Source organism: Siccirubricoccus deserti (assembly GCF_014283215.1).
GTDB lineage: Bacteria > Pseudomonadota > Alphaproteobacteria > Acetobacterales > Acetobacteraceae > Siccirubricoccus > Siccirubricoccus deserti.
This window is the reverse complement of sequence record NZ_JACOMF010000003.1, coordinates 293,083-311,170: the sequence shown is the minus strand read 5'-3', so window position 1 is coordinate 311,170 and position 18,088 is coordinate 293,083. Positions and strand designations below refer to the sequence as shown.

Here is an 18,088-nt window from a genome sequence, read left to right as displayed (position 1 = left end):
TGGGAGCTCCCATGACCAATCACCGCGAGCGCCGTGTCTATGCCCCGGACCTCGGCACCGCGCCGGGCGGCGGGGACAGCGCCGGGCTGCCGGCGGATGCGCTGGCCATCCTGCCGGTCCGCGAGGCGGTGCTCTTCCCCGGCGCCGTCATGCCACTGTCAGTCGGCCGGGCGACCTCGGTCGCCGCGGTGCAGCAGGCGATGCGCGACGGCCAGCAGATCGGGCTGTTGCTGCAGCGAGATCCGCAGCTGGCCGAACCCGGCACGGCGGAGCTGCACCGCACCGGCACGGTCGCGAACATCCTGCGCTGGATCACGGCGCCCGACGGCACGCATCAGCTCATTTGCCAGGGCGTGCAGCGTTTCCGCGTGCTCGACTGGATCGGCGGCCACCCCTTCCTGGCGGCGGGCATCGCGCGGATCGAAGAGCCCGAGACCCGGACGCCGGAGATCGAGGCGCGGGTGATGCATCTGCGGGGCCAGGCGCTGGAGGCACTGCAACTGCTGCCGCAGGTGCCGGAAGGGCTGGTGCAAACCGTCCAGGCTTTGGAATCGGGATCCGCCCTCGCCGACCTCGTCGCCGCCTACCTCGACCTGGGCGCGGCGGAGAAGCAGGAGATCCTGGAGACGCTGGAGCTGACGCCGCGGCTCGACCGCGTCTCGGCCGCGCTGGCGCAGCGGCTGGAGGTGCTGCGGCTGAACGCCGAGATTGGCCGGCAGACCCGCGCCAGCCTCGACCAGCGCCAGCGCGAGATGCTGCTGCGCGAGCAGATGGCGGCCATCCAGAAGCAACTCGGCGAGGACGACGGCAAGTCGGTCGAGCTGAAGGAGCTGACCGAAGCGATCGAGAAGGCGGCGATGCCGGCCGAGGTGGAGCAGGCGGCGCGCAAGGAACTGCGGCGGCTGGAACGCATGCCGGAAGCCTCGCCCGAGCACGGCATGATCCGCAGCTATCTCGATTGGCTGATCGACCTGCCCTGGCGGCTGCCGGAGGAGAAGCCGATCGACATCGCCGAGGCGCGCCGCATCCTCGACGAGGACCACTTCGGCCTCGACAAGATCAAGCGGCGCATTGTCGAATACCTCGCGGTGCGCAAGCTCGCGCCGCAGGGCAAGGCGCCGATCCTCTGCTTTGTCGGCCCGCCCGGCGTCGGCAAGACCTCGCTCGGCCAATCCATCGCCCGCGCCATGGGAAGGATGTTCGTCCGCGTCTCGCTCGGCGGCGTGCACGACGAGGCGGAGATCCGTGGACATCGCCGCACCTATATCGGCGCCTTGCCGGGCAACATCATCCAGGCCATCCGCAAGGCCGGCACGCGGGACTGCGTGATGATGCTGGACGAGATCGACAAGATGGGGCGCGGCATCCAGGGCGATCCCTCGGCCGCCATGCTGGAGGTGCTGGACCCCGAGCAGAACGACAGCTTCCGCGACAACTACCTCGGCGTGCCATTCGACCTGTCGCGCGTGGTGTTCATCGCCACGGCGAACATGCTTGATACCATCCCCGGGCCGCTGCGCGACCGGATGGAGATCATCGAGCTCACCGGCTACACCGAGGCGGAGAAGCTGCAGATCGCCAAACGCTACCTGGTGCGCCGCCAGCGCGAGGCGAACGGGCTGCAAGCCGGGCAGGTGGAGATCACCGACGACGCGCTGGGGTCGATCATCCGGGACTACACACGCGAAGCCGGCGTACGCGCGCTGGAGCGCGAGATCGGCCGGGCGCTGCGTCACGCCGCGGTGCGCATTGCCGAGGGCACGGTGACCGCGGTGCACATCGGCGCCGAGACGCTTGGCGCCATCCTCGGCCCGCCGCGCTTCGAGAGCGAGGTGGCGATGCGCACCTCCGTGCCCGGCGTCGCCACCGGCCTGGCCTGGACGCCGGTCGGCGGCGACATCCTCTTCATCGAGGCGACGCGCGCACCCGGCACCGGCCGGCTCATCCTGACCGGCCAGTTGGGCGAGGTGATGCGCGAGAGCGCGCAGGCAGCGCTGAGCTTGGTGAAGAACCGCGCCGCCGCGATCGGCATCGACCCCGCGCTGTTCGAGAAATCGGACATCCACATCCATGTGCCCGCAGGGGCGACACCAAAGGATGGCCCGAGCGCCGGGGTGGCGATGTTCATCGCGCTCGTCTCGCTGCTCACCAACCGCAATCTGCGCAATGACACCGCGATGACCGGCGAGATCAGCCTGCGCGGGCTGGTGCTTCCGGTCGGCGGCATCCGGGAGAAGGCGGTCGCGGCGGCCAGGGCCGGGCTGACGCGGGTGCTGATGCCGGCGCGCAACCGCCGGGACTATGAGGAGATCCCGGAGGATGCCCGCAGCCGGCTGGAATTCGTCTGGCTGGAGCGGGCGGAGGATGCGATCGAAAACGCCCTCGCCTGATCGTCACGCCGCCGGCGGTCCGCATGGGCATGCGTGGCTCCCGCGCAGCCGGGATAAAGCGCTCGCCGGCAGCGCGGCGAACCGGATTCCGCCGGAACACGGCTCGCCGTCCCGCACCGTGAGCCGGTCTCCGGACCGGCGCGGAACACCCGAAGCGTCACCGGCGGGTCAGCGCCATCGCGGTTGGGGCGGACCGGTATTCGATCACCGGGTTGCCGTCGCCGTTATCGATGATGAACGCGAGGCCGCGCATGCCAACCCCGCCATGGGCCGGACCGGCGTAGGACAGGCTGTAATCCCCGCCCTGCTGCTCGAGAGTCGCCTGTCCATTGCTCCAGCCGCGCGATACATCGTGCTGGATCGTCTCCTGCCGCAGCGCCTCGACCACCGCTTCGGTGCCCATGCCGTCGTTCCCTTCGGCACGGGCAGCGTGATTGATGGCAGCGGCCGCGACGAGTCCCAGTGCGACTGCGCCGAGCGCGGACGAAACCCTGGTCCGTGTGAGCATGGTGATCATGGTGTGTCCTCCTGCGCCGCGATATGCGGCGGCAGGACCCTAGGTCGGTCGTGACCTGTCGGCTGTGTCCGAGGGCACACCATGAAACCGTTTCCGTGACATGAAGGCCATTCGTCCCGGTGGGGCGGGACTCTTCTCCTCCGTCAGCGGGGCCGTGCAGTGCGGGTCGCGGGCCGGCGGCGCAGCAGGGCGTGCCGGCAGGCGAGGGTTCAATCCTCCCTGGCGGCGTTCCCTGCCCGATCGGCCGCCAGGCTCTCGAACACCAGCATCCGGTGGCCGTGGTTGCGGAACTCACCGCATTGCCGCAGCCCCAGCGCCTTCAGCACGGCGACCGAGGCGGTGTTGGTTTCGCGCGCCACGGCGATGATCCGCTGCAGCCCGGCCCGATGCCCGAACTCCAGCGCGGCGCGGGCGGCCTCCCGCGCATAGCCCTGGCCGCGCGCCTCCGGCCACAACGCGTAACGCAGCGCGACGCCGCGGCCATCCGGGCGTTCCATCAGCCCGGAGATGCCGAGGAAGGCTCCATCCCGGATACGGAAGATGCACCAAATGCCATAGCCCCGCACCTCCCAGAAATCGATGTCGTCCTCCAGCTCCTCCAACGTCCGCTCGGGGGCGCGGGGGCCATGCAGCATGGTGGAGAACACCGCCGGATCACCCTTGAGGCGGACCAGATCGGCGAGATTTTCCAGTCCCACCGGCAGCATGGTCAGCCGATCGGTGCGGATGATCCGCGCCAGCTGGGGAATTGGGCGGCCGTGGTGCATGCGAAGAGAGCCCCGGACTCTATCCCGCCAAGGCAGAATACCTGGCAGAGCTTCGTACCATTACGCGGATTATTACGGCCTGTCGCGCCCAAGGTGCTGCATGGCTCAACAGAAGCAAAATTGAAACATCGTCTCACTGGACCTGTCGCTACCAAAAGAGCCGGCACAGATAACCAGAATATTTCCAATCACTTCGATACTGCCTGCGGCACAGATCCGCTGGACCAGGACTCATATCAGCGGCGCTGAAGCCTGCCGCGTTCAGCCTCCGGTTACCGATCATCACGCCGCGAGGCGCCGCATGGCAGCAGCCACGCCCCTGGCAGACCACTCGCAACAGGGATCAGGCGGCGCGCGCCAGCACGCGCCGCGCCGGCGCTAGCGGGTCAGCGGCCGGTACTTGATCCGGTGCGGCTGGTCCGCCGCGGCGCCGAGCCGGCGACGGCGATCCGCCTCATAGGCCTGGTAGTTGCCCTCGAACCATTCGACATGGCTGTCGCCCTCGAAAGCCAGGATATGGGTTGCCAGCCGGTCGAGGAACCAACGGTCGTGGCTGATGATCACGGCGCAGCCGGCGAAATCCGCCAGCGCCTCCTCCAGCGCCCGCAGCGTGTCCACGTCGAGGTCGTTGGTCGGCTCATCCAGCAGCAGCACGTTGTGCGGGTGCTTCAGCATCTTCGCCAGATGCACCCGGTTGCGCTCGCCGCCCGACAGCACGCCGACCGGTTTCTGCTGGTCGCCGCCCTTGAAGTTGAAGGCGGCGCAGTAGGCCCGGCTGGGCACGCTGCGCTTGCCCATGGTGATCATGTCCATGCCGTCGGAGATTTCCTGCCAGACGGTCTTCTTGTCATCCAGGCTGTCGCGGCTCTGGTCGACATAGCCGAGTTCCACCGACTCTCCAACGGTGAGCGTGCCGCCATCCGGCTTGTCGGCGCCGGTGATCATCTTGAACAGCGTGGTCTTGCCGGCGCCGTTCGGGCCGATGACGCCGACAATGCCGCCGGGGGGCAGCTTGAAGGACAGGTCATCGATCAGCAGCCGGTTGCCGAAGCCCTTGCGCAGCGCCTCGGCGACGATGACGGTGTTGCCGAGCCGGGGTGCGGGCGGGATCTGAATCTCGGTCGGGTCGGGGGCCTTTTCCTGGCTCCTGGCCAGCAGCTCCTCATAAGCCTGGATACGCGCCTTGCTCTTCGCCTGGCGGGCGGTCGGGCTGCGGCCGATCCATTCCTGCTCCTCGGCCAGCTGGCGCTGCCGGGTGCTCTCCTCCTTCTCCTCCTGCTGCAGGCGCTTGCGCTTCTGCTCGAGGTAGGCGGAGTAGTTGCCCTGGTAGGGAATGCCGCGGCCGCGATCGACCTCCAGGATCCAGTTGGTGACATTGTCGAGGAAGTAGCGGTCGTGGGTGACGATCAGCACCGCGCCGGTGTAGTCGCGCAGCGTCTTCTCCAGCCAGGCGACGCTCTCGGCGTCCAGGTGGTTGGTCGGCTCGTCAAGCAGCAGCATCTCCGGCTTTTCCAGCAGCAGCCGGCACAGCGCGACGCGGCGGCGCTCACCACCCGAAAGATGCGTGACGGCGCTCTCGGCCGGCGGGCAGCGCAGCGCGTCGAGCGCGATCTCGATGCTGCGGTCGATCTCCCAGCCGCCTCCGGCGTCGATCTTCTCCTGCAGGTCGGCCTGCTCGGCCAGCAGGGCATTCATCTCGTCGTCCGACATCTCCTCGGCGAACTTCATCGAGATCTCGTTGAAGCGGTCGAGATGGGCCTTCATCTCCTTGAAGGCGAGCATGACGTTCTCGCCGACCGTGAGATCGGGCTCGAGGTGCGGCTCCTGCGACAGATAGCCGACGCGGACGCCCTCGGCCGCCCAGGCCTCGCCACCGTATTCCTTGTCCTGCCCGGCCATGATGCGCATGAGGGTCGATTTGCCGGCGCCGTTCGGGCCGAGCACGCCAATCTTCACATCCGGCAGGAAGGATAGGGTGATGCCTTTGAAGACCTCGCGCCCGCCCGGGTAGGACTTCGTCAGGTCTTTCATCACATAGGCGTACTGGTAGCTGGCCATGGCCGAAGCATCCTAACGAGAGTTTGGCCGGTTACTTAGCCTTCAGGGGGCATCGGGCCAAGGCGGCGGCAATGCCGCGCGGACCGACGCGGAGCGCAGGGCAACCTTCTCCAACCTCGCCAACCTCCTCTACGACGTGGCGTGGCGGGGATGGCCGCCGCCGGCACACGGCGCATTACCGCGGCGCAGCGCCGGCCCGATCAGGGCGGGCGACTGGCGGGATGGGCCCGGCAGGACTCGAACCTGCAACCAAACCGTTATGAGCGGTCCGCTCTGACCATTGAGCTACAGGCCCCCCGGCCCGAGACATGCCGGGCAGCCGCACGGATGGCAAGCGCCGCCCTGGGCCATTTCACCGCCATGCGCCAACCACCCCGGTTTGCAGCGGCGCCCTGCCGCCCTTACCTGGGGTGGAAGGAGACGCCGCATGACTGATGACGAGATCCGCGACATCCTGTTGACCACCCGGCAGATCGCCGTGGTCGGCGCCTCGGACCGGCCGGACCGGCCGAGCTTCGGAGTCAGTGCCTTCCTGGTAAGCCGCGGCTATGCCGTTACCCCGGTGAACCCCGGCATCGCCGGCCGCGACCTGCACGGCAGCACCGTGGTCGCCCGGTTGGCGGAGGCCGGGGCGCTCGACATGGTTGATGTGTTCCGCCGCAGTCAGGATGCCGGCGCGGTGGTGGACGAGGCCATTCGTCTTGGCGCCCGGACTGTCTGGCTGCAACTCGGCGTGGTCGACGATGCCGCAGGGGAGCGGGCGCGGACGGCCGGGCTGCGCTTCGTGCAGGACCGCTGCCCGGTGATCGAATGGCGCCGGCTCGGCCTGCCGTCACGGATCGTGGCATAGCTCAAACATTGCCTGAAGTTCATATTTCGCTGCGACGCCGCTTGAAAGCTCCCGGCCGCCGGGCCACTTCGCCGGCGCGGCCGCCTTGCGCGGTCCAGGGAGACATCGGGACCCATGAACGACGAAGAACGCCGGATCATCACCCAGTTCGTCGAGCGGATCGCCGGCGCGGCGCCCGCCGCGGCGCGCCCATCCGCCGGCCCCTGGGGCGGCAGCAGCGTGCCGCAGACCCGGCCGCCACTGCCGCCGGTGGACCGCGAGGCGGATGCGCTGATCACCGACCTGTTCAGCCGCTACCCGGAAGCGCGCTATCGCATCACCCAGACCGCCTTCGTGCAGGAAGCGGCGCTGGTCGAGGCGCAGAACCGCATCCGCCAGTTGGAATGGGAGGTGGAGAACGCCCAGCGCCAGGCCCAGACCGCGCAGCAGCCGCAGCGCGGCGGGCTGTTCGGCGGCATGTTCGGCGGCGGCGGCGCCCCGCGCCAGGCCGCGCCCATGCCGCCGCCGCCGCAGCCGGTCTACCCGCCGGGCTACAACCCTGGGATGCTGCAGCCGCAGCGCGCCGGCTCCGGCTTCCTCGGCACGGCACTGACCACCGCGGCTGGCGTCGCCGGCGGCATGGTGCTCGGCAACATGCTGATGGGCGCCCTCTCCGGCCATGGCGGCGCGGCGCAGGCGGCGACGGCCGCCGCCGACGGGGGTGGCGCCTTCGGCCAGGAAGCGGTGCCGACCTCCTCGCCCTGGACCGACCCGGGCGCCGCGGCAGCCTCCCAGGGCTGGGGCGATACCCAAGGCAGCCAGGGCTACGACGGCCAGGACGCCTCGGCCGGCGGCTATGACAGCGACAGCGGCTACGATACCGGCGGCAGCATGGATGACGCCGGCGGCGGATACGACGAAGAGATCTAGCGCCGCTCCCCAGGCTGCGCGCTCATTGATACCGCGCATGGCATGAGGGAAACTCATGCCATGCGCATCCCTGACCTCGACCTCGACCTGCTCCGCGGCTTCGTCGCTGTCGCGGAGCGCGGCGGCTTCACCGCTGCAGGACAGGCGCTCGGCCTGACGCAATCGGCGGTCTCGCTCAAGATCAAGCGACTGGAGGAACTGGTTCGGCGCCGCCTGCTGGATCGCACCAGCCGCACCGTCGCGCTGACCCGGGACGGTGAGACGCTGCTCGCCTACGCCCGGCGCATGCTGGCGCTGAATGACGAGGCGGTGCGGCGCATGGTGGCGCCCCCGGTCACCGGCCGGCTCCGGCTTGGCGTCGCCGACCATTTCCTGCCGCGCAGCCTGGCCCCGGTGCTGGCCCGCTTCGCCGCCACCTTCCCCGAGTTGCGGCTGGAAGTGGAGGTCGGGCGCAGCCATGAGCTGCGCGCGGCGCAGGAGAAGGGGGCGCTTGACCTCGTGCTCGGCAAGCGCAGGGATGGCGAAACCATCGGCAGCCCGATCTGGACCGAGCCGATCGTCTGGGTCGCCACCCCAGGCTGGCTGGCGCCGGATGGCAGGCCGCTGCCGCTGGCGATGCTGCCGCAGGGTTGCATGTTCCGCGAACGCGCCCTGGCCGGGCTGGCCCGCGCCGGGCTGGCTTTCGAGGTGGTGTTCACCTCGGCCAGCCTGCTCGGCATCGCCGCCGCCGCCCAGGCCGGGCTCTGCGTCACCGTGCTGGGCCGCGCCGGGCTGCCGGAGGGGCTGGCGGAGCTGGACGGGCTGCCGGAGCTGGGCGTGGCGGAGATGGCGGTGTTCGGCGATGCCGCCGGCCGGACCCAGCTGGTCGAGCCGCTGGTGCGCTTCATCCGCGAGGCACTGGGCAAGGCGCGGCTGCCGATGGCGGCGTGAACCCGGTTGCACGCCGCTTCCGGCAAGGCTAACCGGAAGCTGCCGGATACCGCCAGCGCCCTGCGGCGCGGCCAGAATGATCGGGGCCTTGCGATGAGCCAGCCTTCCGCAGCCGATGCCGCGCCTTCCGGCGGCCGCGACGCGCGCATCATCGCGCTGATCGGCACCGGGCACTTCCTGTCGCATTTCTACATGCTCTGCCTGCCGCCGCTGTTCCTCGCCTGGCGAACGGAATTCGAGGTCTCCTACGCAACCCTCGGGCTTTCGGTGGCGCTGATGTCGGCGACAACGGCAGCACTGCAAACCCCGGTCGGCTTCTGGGTGGACCGTTACGGGGCGCGGCCCTTCCTTATCGGCGGCACGTTGATCATGGCGCTATCGATCTCCGCCATGGCGCTGGCACCGAGCTTCTGGGTGATCCTGCCGCTGGCGGTGCTGTCCGGCGTCGGCAACAGCGTCATCCACCCGGCCGATTACGCCATCCTCGCCGGCAGCGCAACCAAATCCTTCATGGGCCGCGCCTTCGCTCTGCACACCTTCACCGGCAACCTGGGCTTTGCCCTCGCCCCGCCGGTCATCGCCCTGCTGCTGACCCTGATGGACTGGCGCGGCGCGCTGCTGACGGTCGGGCTGGTCGGCGTGCCGGTGGTCGCCGCCATCCTGCTGCAGAGCCGGGTGCTGCAGGACCAGGCCAAGCCGAAACCCGCGGAGGCCGGGCCTGCCGGCCGCGAGCTGCTGCTGTCCCGCCCCATGCTGCTGTTCTTCGCCTTCTTCCTGCTGTCCTCGATGGCCGGCTCCGGCATCCAGGCCTGGCTGGTGACGGTGCTGGGCAAGCTCTGGGGCACGCCAGTGCTGGCCGCCTCGGCGGCGCTGACCGGCTACATGGTCGGGGCTACCTCCGGCACGCTGGTCGGCGGCTGGATTGCCGACAAGGCCAAGGGCGGGCTGCTCGGCATGGTGATGGCGCTGACCGCGGCCGCCATGGCGCTGTTGCTGATCCCCGGCCTGCTGCCGCTGCCGGAGGCGGTGCTGCCGGTGGTGACCGGGCTGGCCGGCCTTGCCCTCGGCACCTCCCGCGCCCCGCGCGACGTAATGCTGAAGGATGCCTGCCCACCGGGGCAGATGGGCAAGGTGTTCGGCTTCGTCTCCTCCAGCCTGCCGCTCGGCTCGGCGATCGTGCCGGTGCCGATGGGGTTCCTGATCGACATGGGCTACCCCTGGCTGGTGCTGCCGGTAGTGGCCGGCCTGCTCGGCCTATCCCTGCTCTGCGCCGGCGGGGCGCGGGGGAGTTCGCGCCGACAGCCGGCCGCGGGGGTGGTGGCAGCGGAATAGGGTCACGCCGGTGTCAGTGGCCGGATGCCGAAGCCTCGCCTGAATTGCCGTGCCTTGGCACGGGACGGGATGAATGCGGCGGCTGCACCGCTGTCTGGGAATGACGCCCGGCGTCGGCAGGCGAACTGGCACCGGGTGCTGGGGCTGCGGGCGGCACTGCCGCTGGCGATCACCGCGGTCACTGGTCTTGGCATCGCCTTCGACCAGACCGCCCAGGCGGTGCTTTACCGGCTGGTGCGGCCAAGCACCGGAGCGGTAGCCCCGCCACTGCCGGGGGCGTGGGCCGCTCGACCTCGATGGCGCCGTCAGCTTGAGGCCGCAGCCGGTTCTCATCCCTGCTGGATCGGAGCGGGGCCGGTGGGCAACCGATATGAACGGCCATTGATCGTGGCCAATCAGTGCCGCCCCTATCGCCGGGCGGTTTGCGCCGCAGCCTTGGCTGCACGGCACTCGGCGCGGCGCCTGTCTGGGCGCCCGGCATGAATGGAAGACTCATGCCGCTGGTATGCGGCCGGGGCGCAGCGGGCGATCCCGGGCCGGCTGATCGGCAGGGCACCTGCCTTGCGGCGCAGCAACCGCCATGCCATCAAACTATGAGACTGCAATACGCCAATTGCCTGAAATTTTGGCCTGCAAGGATGGTCCCTTGCGGCAGTATTCGTGATATTTGCAGATCGCCCCACCAAGGCGCTTGCCAATTGCCGCGTCCTGCTCTCCAAAGGGGATTGTAAGGATCGGTCGCTGCCCGCATCTGGGCAGCGCCGCAGGAGCCCGAAGAGTTCAGGATATGGCCAAGAACGAGAGCTGGCGCCCCCGGAAGTCCCGCAAGCGCGGCTTCGATGACGATGGTCCGGATTTCGGCGGTTGGGCACCGCCTCCTCCCGCAGCCGGTGGCGGCCCTCCGCCGCCGCTGCGGCAATCCTCCGTCTTTTCCTCCGGACCGGAGATCAAGGCGGTGGTCAAATGGTTCAACGCCGAGAAGGGCTTCGGCTTCGTCGAGCTGGGTGACGGTTCGGGCGATGCCTTCCTGCATGTCTCGGTGGTGCAGCGAGCCGGTGCGGACGCGGTGGCGCCCGGCGCCAACCTGCGCGTCCGCGTCGGGCCCGGGCAGAAGGGCCAGCAGGTGACCGATGTGCTGGAGATCGCCGAGGGCGAGGCCCCGCCGCCACGGAGCGGCGGCTTCGGCGGCGGCCCGCGCGCAGGCGGGATGGGCGGTGGCGGCGGCGGCGGTGGCCGCGGCTTCGTACCCTCCGGCCCGGCCGAGGAAGTGCGCGGCACCGTCAAATGGTACAGCGCGGAGAAGGGCTTCGGCTTCGTCTCGCCGGATGGCGGCGGGCGCGACGTCTTCGTCCACGCCACGGCGCTGGAGCGCAGCGGCCTCACCCCGCTCGGCGAGGGCCAGGCGGTGGTGATGCAGGTGGTGCAGGGCAAGAAGGGCCCCGAAGCCTCCTCGCTGACCAAGGCCTGACAGGCCAGGCGGGCCCATGGGCCCGCCGGCCCGAAGCTGCGCGGGACGAACGCGCCGCGCAGGGCTGGTCCTGCTCGTCTCCCCGGCACATAATCACGGCAATGCTGCGTGAATCGGGCTGGAGGAGATAGGCATGTTGCTGCGGCGGGAACGCGCGATGACCGCGGTCGCCATCATGCTCGATGTAGCCTTCCATGCCGGGCGGACCGAGGCGGTGAGCGCCGCCGACATCGCCGAACGGCTGGGCCAGGCGCGCCGGGGCATCGAGCCGGTGCTGCAGGCCCTGTCGCGCGCCGGCCTGCTCGACAGCATCCGCGGTCCCAAGGGTGGCTATCGGCTGGGCCATCCCGCCCGCGACCTGCGACTGGCCGAGATCGTCTCCACAGCTCTCGATGACGATGCTGCGGGCGGCGAAGCCCCCGCTGGTCGGCTGCAGGCGGCGGTGGTGCATCCGCTCTGGAGCGAGATGGAAGCGCTGTGCCGCGACCATCTGGCACGCCTGACCATCGCCGACCTGATCAAGCGCGCCGCCGCCGCCGGGGTGAAGCGGCCGACGGTGGAGCCGCTCAACTTTGTGATCTGACACCAACGGGCCGATCCGACGCCGCGACGGGTGCCCATGGGCGTTGCTGCGCAACCGCCATTGGGTATCGGAACTCGGCCCGCCGCCGGTGCGGCGAAGCCAAGCAAACCGAAGGGTCACCGCCGCAAGGCGCGCCTTATGGCGCGACACCCGGCATTTGAGGGGGGCCTGAACCTGTCAGTGTTCAGGCCGCTGGTATGAACCTCACGCGGCGGCCCGCAGCGCTCGCCAGATCTTCTCCGGCGTTGCCGGCATGTCGATGTGGCTGACGCCGCGCGGCCGCAGCGCATCCAGCACCGCATGCATCACCGTCTGCGGCGCGGCGATCGCCCCCGCCTGGCCCACCCCCTTCACGCCGAGCGGATTCGACAGGGTTGGCAATTCACGCAGCGCGACCTCCAGGTCGGGCAGATCCTCGGCCCGCGGCAATGCGTAATCCATGAAGGAGGCGGAGAGCAGCTGGCCGGACTCCGGGTCGTAGACGACCTCCTCCAGCAGCGCCTGGCCGATGCCCTGGGCCAAGCCGCCCTGCACCTGGCCGGTGGTCAGCAGCGGGTTGATCAGCCTGCCGTAGTCGTCGACCGCCTGGTAGCGCAGCAGGGCGACGGCGCCGGTCTCCGGGTCGATCTCCACCTCGGCGACATGCGCGCCGGAGGGAAAGGTGACGAGTTCCGACAGGTTCTTCGCCTCGGCGTCGAGGCCCGGGGTCATGCCCTCCGGCAGCATCGCCGGGTCGCGCGCCGCCTCCGCCACCGCCTCCAGCGCCATGCCGCGCTCGGTGCCGACGACGGTGAAGCGGCCGGCGGCGAAGGCCACCTCCTCGGGCGCGGCCTGCAGCAGATGCGCCGCCAGCAGCCTTGCCTTGGCCAGCACCGTATCCATCGCCATCACCAGCGCGGTCCCGCCGACGTGCAGCGAGCGGGCACCGCCATGGCCATTGCCGAAGGCCACCGCATCGGTATCCGCCTGCACCAGCCGGAAGCGCTCCGCCGGCAGGCCGAGCTGGGCGGCGGCGATCTGCGGGAAGCTGGTCTCATGCCCCTGGCCGTTGGATTGCGTGCCGATGGCGAGATCGACCATGCCATCCGCGGCGAAGCGCACCGCCGCCCATTCATGCGGTGCGCCGCGCGAGGTCTCGAGGAAGCAGGCGATGCCGAGGCCGCGCAACCGGCCGCGGGCCTCGCTGGCGGCGCGGCGCGCGGCGAAGCCGGCACGGTCGGCCAGCACCTCCAGATCCGCGAGGTTGCCGCCGAAGCGGCCGGTATCCATCAGCATCCCGGTCGCGCTGCGGTAGGGGAAGCTGGCAATGGCGTTGCGCCGGCGAATCTCGATGGGATCGAGGCCAAGGTGGCGCGCCGCCGCCTCGACCAGCCGCTCGGTCAGGTAATTCGCCTCCGGCTTGCCGGCGCCGCGATAGGCATCGACCGGCAGGGTGTTGGTGAAGGCGCCGGTCACTTCCAGGAAGATCGCCGGAATCGCATAGACCCCGCCGATGGCGGTGGAGACGGAATTGGTCGGGCAGGCCGGACCATTGGCCGAGCAATAGGCGCCGAGGTCGCCGACCATCTGCGCATGCAGCGCGAGGAAGCGCCCCTCCGCATCCAGCGCCAGCCGCGCCGTGCCGCGGTAGTCGCGGGCATGCACCGAGCCTTGGAATTCCTCGGTCGCCTCGCCGGTCCAGGCGATGGCGCGGCCAAGCCGGCGCGCGGCGGAGAGCAAGGCGACATATTCGGGGAAGAGGAAATTCTTGGCGCCGAACCCGCCGCCCACATCCGGGCAATGCAGGCGGAAATCCGCTTCCGGCAGGTGGAACACATCCTTCGCCAGCTGCCGCCGGATGCCATGCACCCCCTGGCCGGACAGCAGCAGGTCGAAGCGGCCATCGGCGTACTGCGCAACAGCGGTACGCGGCTCCATCGGGATGGCGTGGACCCGGTTGTTGATCAGCTCCAGCACGATCACATGCGCCGCGGCGGCGATGCCGGCCTCGGTCGCGGCACGGTCACCGCGCTCGAAGCGGAAGGCGCAATTGCCCGGCGCCTCAGGCCAGAGCTGCGGCGCGCCGGGGGCGAGCGCAGCACGGCTTTCGACCACGGCGGGCAGCGCCTCGTACTCCACCGCGATCGCCTCGGCGGCGTCGCGCGCCAGCGCCGGCGTATCGGCGACGACGAAGGCGACCGGCTCACCGACATGCTTCACCGCATCCCGCGCCAGAGCATGGCGCGCCGGGATGATAATCGGCGCCAGCGTCGCCACCTGCGCCGGGCAGGGTAGCGGCCCGAGCCCCTCGGCGGCGAGGTCGGCGCCGGTCAGCACCAGATGCACCCCGGGCATCCCCCGCGCCACGGCGGCATCGATCGAGAGGATGCGGGCATGCGCATGCGGCGAGCGCAATGCCATGCCATGCAGCGCACCGGCGGGGATCAGGTCGCCGGTGTAGCGGCCCTGGCCGGTGAGGAAGCGCGCATCCTCACGCCGGCGGAGCGATTCGCCGCTCATGTCGGCGCCCCCGGCCGCACTGCGGCGGCAACCGGGCCAGGGCGGCACGCCTCCTGTCGCCTGATTCGTTCAAGCGTCATTGCCAGTGCCGCCATCATCCGTCCCCCGGTCCTGCGGGGAAGAGTATGGCCCGGCGCTAGCCCCGCGCGAGCCTCTTCGCGACGAATTCCAGCCGGTCCTGGCCCCAGAAGATGTCCTCGCCGATGACGTAGCTCGGTGCGCCGAAGACGCCGCGGGCCAGCGCCGCCGCGGTATCGGCCTCCCGCCGCTCCGCCCAGCGCGGCTCCTGGCCGAGGGCGAGCACGGCCTCCCCATCCAGCCCAATCTCATTGATCAGCCGGGCGAGGGTCGGCGGGTCGCCGGGGTCCAGCTCATCCTCCCAGCAGGCTTTCAGCACGCGATGGGCGAGGCGGATCGCCGGCGCATCACCTATCGTCTCCCGCACCGCGATGACGCAGGCGGCCGCCGGCAGCTCCCTTGCCGGGAAGTGCTTCGGCCGGATGTGGATGGGGATGCCGAGATGCTCGCGCCAGCGGGCGAGTTCCTGCAGCCGGTAGGCCTGGCGTTGCGGGCTGCGCTTCGGCAGCGGCAGCCCGCCGGAACCGGCGAAGATAGTGCCGAAATCGACCGGCCAGATGCGCAGGGAGGCGCCGTGCTGCGCCGCCAGCGCCTCGATCCGCGCCGCGCCCAGATGCGTCCAGGGCGAGTTGAGCGAGGCGTAGTAGTCGATGTGCAGGCTCATGCGCGGCCCTCCTCCGTAAGCGGTGCGCCGGTCTTCGCACGGGCTTCCTCGAAGCTGATGCCGGGTGCCAGCTCGCGCACTGCGAAGCCATCGCCATTCGGGGCGAAGAGGCCGAGGTTGGTCGCCACCAAGGTCACCACGCCGCGCGCCGTCACCGGCAGGGTGCAGTGCCGTAGCAGCCGCGGCTCGCCCTTCCGGGTGTTGTGCTCAAGGATGATGAACACCCGCCTGGCGCAGGCCGCGAGGTCCATGGCGCCGCCGATGCCGCCGCCCTTGGCACTGCCCACCTTCCAATTGGCGAAGTCGCCACCGGCCGAAACCTCATAGGCGCCCATCACCGTCACATCGATGCGGCCGCTGCGGATGATGCCGAAGCTGTCGGCGTGGTGGACGATGGCGGCACCGGGATTCAGCGAGACATTCTGCCCGCCGGCGTTCACCAGATGCAGATCCTCCTGTCCCGCCGGCAGCACCGGGCCGTAGCCGATGACGCCGTTCTCCGCGTGGTAGAGGATGTCGCGGTCGCCAATATCGGTGTTGCTGCAGAGTGTCGGGATGCCGACGCCGAGGTTGACAATCCAGCCGTCCTGGAACTCGCGCGCCAAGCGGTCGGCCATCTGCTGGCGGTCCCAGCCCTTCGTTTCCGTGCTGCTCATCGTGCGCGCTCCTGCCGGCGGACGGTCCATAGCCCTTCGGGCGCCGGGGGGATCTTCACCAGGCGCTGGACGAAGATGCCCGAGACATGCACCTGGTCAGGGTCGATCGCGCCGGCGGGCAGGATGTCCTCCTCCACCTCCACCACCACTGTCTTCGCCGCCATTGCCATCAGCGGGCAGAAATTGCGCTGCGCCAGGCGGAATTGCAGGTTGCCGGCGGCATCGGCGCGCCAGGCGCGGATGAAGGCGTAGTCGCAAGGCAGCGCGTATTCCAGCAGGTATTCGCGACCGTTGATGACGCGGGTCTCGCGGCCTTCGGCCAGCTCGGTGCCGACGGCGGTCGGGGTGTAGAAGGCGGGGATGCCGGCGCCGGCGGCGCGTAGCCGTTCGGCCAGGGTGCCCTGCGGCACGAGTTCGGCCTCGACCTCGCCGCGCTCGTAATAGGGGGTGAAGGGCAGCACGTCGGTCGGCCGCGTCGCGGCGGTGAAGCTGCACACCACCTTCGCCACCTGACCGTTCTCCACCAGCATGCCGATGTCGGGCATGCGTGGCTGATGCGCGCCGCCGGTGGTGTTGGCGATGCAGGTCAGGCGCTTCGCGCCTTGCTCCAGCAGCGCCTTGGTCAGATTGTACGGGGTGCCGGGACCAGCGAAGCCGCCGAAGGCGACGGTCGCGCCATCGGGAATATCCGCGATTGCCGCGGCAAAGCTGTCCAATATCTTGTTCCGCGCCATCGGTGCCGCGTCCTCCACCTCATTTGGCGGCAGCGTGGCGCGACTGGGGCAGAACGTCCAGCGGGTCCGGCGCAGTAATGGTGCGCTGCGCGACCGCAGCCGCGAGGGCCGGAGCCAAGCCCCCGCGGCGCAGCGGTTATGCTGCGGCGCGTGTCGCCTCCCCCTTGGATGCGGTGACCATGGCGGCCCGCAACTCGCGCAGGAAGGTCTGGCCCGCGGCGGTCTGCTGCACGATGACGCTCCGCCGGTCGAGCGGATCGGTCTTGCGGCGCGCCAGGTCCAGCTCGCCGAGCCGATCCAGCGCCCGGGTGATCGCGGGCTTCGAGACCCGCAGTTCCGCCGCCAGGCCGCGCACGGTATGTGGGCCTTCGGTGAGATAGACCGTCAACAGTACCGCAAGCTGACGTGCGGAGAGGTCTGCGCCGTCACGCCTGACCATGGCCAGGATCGTCTCGCGCAGTACATGTGGCAGCCCATAGGCTTCGTCCAACGCGTTCATCACGACTCCTGCTCTTTTCCTTACCGGCAATGCGTGAAGCGCCGGCCTGTCGTTCCGGAGCCCCCAGAATTGAGGTGTGTCGCCAACCACGCACACAACCCAATGGGGTATCGATAGACAATTTTCGCCGATAACGATAGGAAACGAGGCCGTTCAGGCACATGTTCGCGATACTGTTACCAGCGTGTTAATGTTGCGGAGCCATATGCGTCTTGCGGAACGCTGCGCAGGCGGAGCCGATGTGGCGAACTGCTTGGTCAGGAGCGTGAGGCGATCAGCCTGTGCTTACAGCGCCATGGGAATTATTGCTTAAGATCTATCGATCTTTTTCTCGGCCCGGCTTCGATCCGATGCGGATGAAACCATGGCCCCATGGCGCTGCCTGTATACCCGGTGATGATTTCCACGCGCTCGATGGGCTTTGACATAGGCGCACGCCTAGGCTTTCACCTAGACCCTCACGGTTGCGCCGCCTGTCCGCTCGGATTGGGAGGCGCTCCCGAGCCATGACGCTCCCTTCCATTCGGCGCTGCGGCACGCCTTCTGCGGCGCAGCCGCAGAAGGACACCAGGACGCATCCGGGACTGACAGGCACTATTATTATGCGAGGCCCCGCACGCCATGCGTGTGGGGCCTTTGGTATGAGCCGGCCTGGACAGAGCCTGTTCTAATCACCCGCCAGAGCGGCGCCGAAGCCCATGTCAGCCGCGCTGTGCAGATGCGTGAGCGCAGAGGACTCGCAGTCATCGTGACGCAGATGCCAGAGCCGCTCATGCGCCGCGATCAGCCCCCACAGATCCTGCCGGCGCCGGCGGAGGTCGGACTCCACAGCCATGGATTCCTCGCCGACGCGCAGCAGCTTGGCGGCAAGGTCAAGCTGGCCGTCGTCACAAGCACGATGCACCGCGGCCAGGATCGTATCCTGCAGCCGGCGGCTGCGGCGTATGGTCGCGGGGGGAGTGGACCCTGAGCCAGTCATGTCAGTAGCCCTTCGCGCGGCAGGATGCGCACTGGGGCAGGAGTGCTGATCCCTTGGTTGCAGTCGGGCAGTTCCTACCGGCAGCGCAATTCATGTACATGCAATACTAGGCTGCGAATTTTGTGCCAGCTGTAGCGGCACTAGGAAATCAAGAAGTTACGAACTCGTGCCGCGC

General features: G+C 69.4%; 16 protein-coding genes and 1 tRNA gene. 7 read left to right on the top strand and 10 right to left on the bottom strand.

The annotated features are described in order from the left end of the window. The first annotated feature begins 11 nt into the window (after nucleotides 1-11). Nucleotides 12-2,390, top strand: a complete 2,379-nt coding sequence (lon, locus tag H7965_RS04680) for an endopeptidase La (protein ID WP_186769369.1) — start codon at nucleotides 12-14, stop codon at nucleotides 2,388-2,390. Nucleotides 2,391-2,547: 157 nt separating this feature from the next. On the opposite strand, the gene H7965_RS04675 is transcribed toward lon, so the two are convergent. From H7965_RS04675 to H7965_RS04660, 4 genes are all read right to left on the bottom strand, one after another. Beyond that, nucleotides 2,548-2,907, bottom strand: coding sequence for a hypothetical protein (locus H7965_RS04675; RefSeq protein ID WP_186769368.1), 360 nt, complete (start codon nucleotides 2,905-2,907; stop codon nucleotides 2,548-2,550). A 209-nt stretch (nucleotides 2,908-3,116) separates the two neighbouring features. Beyond that, nucleotides 3,117-3,674, bottom strand: a complete 558-nt coding sequence (locus tag H7965_RS04670; protein ID WP_229682434.1) for a GNAT family N-acetyltransferase — start codon at nucleotides 3,672-3,674, stop codon at nucleotides 3,117-3,119. Between the two features lie 378 nt (nucleotides 3,675-4,052). Next, nucleotides 4,053-5,732, bottom strand: coding sequence for an energy-dependent translational throttle protein EttA (ettA, locus tag H7965_RS04665; protein ID WP_186769367.1), 1,680 nt, complete (start codon nucleotides 5,730-5,732; stop codon nucleotides 4,053-4,055). A 222-nt stretch (nucleotides 5,733-5,954) separates the two neighbouring features. Then, nucleotides 5,955-6,027, bottom strand: a tRNA-Ile gene (locus H7965_RS04660). Nucleotides 6,028-6,159: 132 nt separating this feature from the next. Between H7965_RS04660 and H7965_RS04655 the strand changes: the two genes are divergently transcribed. The 6 genes from H7965_RS04655 to H7965_RS04630 all read left to right on the top strand — a co-directional run bounded on the left by H7965_RS04655 (nucleotide 6,160) and on the right by H7965_RS04630 (nucleotide 11,804). Continuing rightward, entirely contained in the window at nucleotides 6,160-6,582 is a 423-nt protein-coding gene (locus H7965_RS04655) for a CoA-binding protein (protein ID WP_186769366.1), read from the top strand. A gap of 114 nt (nucleotides 6,583-6,696) precedes the next feature. Next, on the top strand, nucleotides 6,697-7,491 hold the full coding sequence (locus H7965_RS04650; RefSeq protein ID WP_186769365.1) for a DUF2076 domain-containing protein: 795 nt from the start codon (nucleotides 6,697-6,699) through the stop codon (nucleotides 7,489-7,491). A gap of 60 nt (nucleotides 7,492-7,551) precedes the next feature. Further along, entirely contained in the window at nucleotides 7,552-8,421 is an 870-nt protein-coding gene (locus tag H7965_RS04645; protein WP_186769364.1) for a LysR substrate-binding domain-containing protein, read from the top strand. 93 nt (nucleotides 8,422-8,514) lie between these two features. Continuing rightward, nucleotides 8,515-9,753 (top strand): MFS transporter, encoded by a 1,239-nt coding sequence (locus H7965_RS04640; protein ID WP_186769363.1) that lies wholly within the window; start codon nucleotides 8,515-8,517, stop codon nucleotides 9,751-9,753. Between the two features lie 787 nt (nucleotides 9,754-10,540). Beyond that, entirely contained in the window at nucleotides 10,541-11,221 is a 681-nt protein-coding gene (locus H7965_RS04635; protein WP_222440460.1) for a cold-shock protein, read from the top strand. A 133-nt stretch (nucleotides 11,222-11,354) separates the two neighbouring features. Further along, nucleotides 11,355-11,804, top strand: coding sequence for an RrF2 family transcriptional regulator (locus H7965_RS04630; protein WP_186769362.1), 450 nt, complete (start codon nucleotides 11,355-11,357; stop codon nucleotides 11,802-11,804). A 204-nt stretch (nucleotides 11,805-12,008) separates the two neighbouring features. Here the strand turns inward: H7965_RS04630 and H7965_RS04625 are convergent, their stop codons facing one another. The 6 genes from H7965_RS04625 to H7965_RS04600 all read right to left on the bottom strand — a co-directional run bounded on the left by H7965_RS04625 (nucleotide 12,009) and on the right by H7965_RS04600 (nucleotide 17,838). Further along, nucleotides 12,009-14,303: a xanthine dehydrogenase family protein molybdopterin-binding subunit gene (locus tag H7965_RS04625; RefSeq protein WP_186769361.1), complete on the bottom strand. Its 2,295-nt coding sequence runs from the start codon at nucleotides 14,301-14,303 to the stop codon at nucleotides 12,009-12,011. A 136-nt stretch (nucleotides 14,304-14,439) separates the two neighbouring features. Continuing rightward, on the bottom strand, nucleotides 14,440-15,045 hold the full coding sequence (locus H7965_RS04620) for a 2-hydroxychromene-2-carboxylate isomerase (protein ID WP_186769360.1): 606 nt from the start codon (nucleotides 15,043-15,045) through the stop codon (nucleotides 14,440-14,442). Beyond that, nucleotides 15,042-15,701: a 3-oxoacid CoA-transferase subunit B gene (locus tag H7965_RS04615; protein WP_229682435.1), complete on the bottom strand. Its 660-nt coding sequence runs from the start codon at nucleotides 15,699-15,701 to the stop codon at nucleotides 15,042-15,044. The genes H7965_RS04620 and H7965_RS04615 overlap by 4 nt, the downstream gene beginning before the upstream one ends. Then, a complete protein-coding gene (locus H7965_RS04610) occupies nucleotides 15,698-16,435 on the bottom strand; it encodes a CoA transferase subunit A (RefSeq protein WP_186769358.1) in 738 nt (245 codons plus the stop codon). The genes H7965_RS04615 and H7965_RS04610 overlap by 4 nt, the downstream gene beginning before the upstream one ends. A 136-nt stretch (nucleotides 16,436-16,571) precedes the next feature. Next, the gene (locus tag H7965_RS04605; protein WP_186769357.1) at nucleotides 16,572-16,934 is read right to left on the bottom strand and encodes a MarR family transcriptional regulator; all 363 of its coding nucleotides are present in this window, start codon (nucleotides 16,932-16,934) and stop codon (nucleotides 16,572-16,574) included. A 667-nt stretch (nucleotides 16,935-17,601) separates the two neighbouring features. Then, nucleotides 17,602-17,838, bottom strand: coding sequence for a hypothetical protein (locus H7965_RS04600; protein WP_229682436.1), 237 nt, complete (start codon nucleotides 17,836-17,838; stop codon nucleotides 17,602-17,604). Between the last annotated feature and the right edge of the window lie 250 nt (nucleotides 17,839-18,088).

Bases quoted from the DNA above. Each gene is read 5' to 3' on its own strand.
- H7965_RS04610 (WP_186769358.1), bottom strand. From the start codon at position 16,435: ATGGCGCGGAACAAGATATTGGACAGCTTTGCCGCGGCAATCGCGGAT.
- H7965_RS04670 (WP_229682434.1), bottom strand. From the start codon at position 3,674: ATGCACCACGGCCGCCCAATTCCCCAGCTGGCGCGGATCATCCGCACC.
- H7965_RS04650 (WP_186769365.1), top strand. From the start codon at position 6,697: ATGAACGACGAAGAACGCCGGATCATCACCCAGTTCGTCGAGCGGATC.
- H7965_RS04675 (WP_186769368.1), bottom strand. From the start codon at position 2,907: ATGATCACCATGCTCACACGGACCAGGGTTTCGTCCGCGCTCGGCGCA.
- H7965_RS04615 (WP_229682435.1), bottom strand. From the start codon at position 15,701: ATGAGCAGCACGGAAACGAAGGGCTGGGACCGCCAGCAGATGGCCGAC.
- H7965_RS04645 (WP_186769364.1), top strand. From the start codon at position 7,552: ATGCGCATCCCTGACCTCGACCTCGACCTGCTCCGCGGCTTCGTCGCT.
- H7965_RS04635 (WP_222440460.1), top strand. From the start codon at position 10,541: ATGGCCAAGAACGAGAGCTGGCGCCCCCGGAAGTCCCGCAAGCGCGGC.
- H7965_RS04655 (WP_186769366.1), top strand. From the start codon at position 6,160: ATGACTGATGACGAGATCCGCGACATCCTGTTGACCACCCGGCAGATC.
- H7965_RS04620 (WP_186769360.1), bottom strand. From the start codon at position 15,045: ATGAGCCTGCACATCGACTACTACGCCTCGCTCAACTCGCCCTGGACG.
- H7965_RS04640 (WP_186769363.1), top strand. From the start codon at position 8,515: ATGAGCCAGCCTTCCGCAGCCGATGCCGCGCCTTCCGGCGGCCGCGAC.
- H7965_RS04605 (WP_186769357.1), bottom strand. From the start codon at position 16,934: ATGAACGCGTTGGACGAAGCCTATGGGCTGCCACATGTACTGCGCGAG.
- ettA (WP_186769367.1), bottom strand. From the start codon at position 5,732: ATGGCCAGCTACCAGTACGCCTATGTGATGAAAGACCTGACGAAGTCC.
- lon (WP_186769369.1), top strand. From the start codon at position 12: ATGACCAATCACCGCGAGCGCCGTGTCTATGCCCCGGACCTCGGCACC.
- H7965_RS04630 (WP_186769362.1), top strand. From the start codon at position 11,355: ATGTTGCTGCGGCGGGAACGCGCGATGACCGCGGTCGCCATCATGCTC.
- H7965_RS04625 (WP_186769361.1), bottom strand. From the start codon at position 14,303: ATGAGCGGCGAATCGCTCCGCCGGCGTGAGGATGCGCGCTTCCTCACC.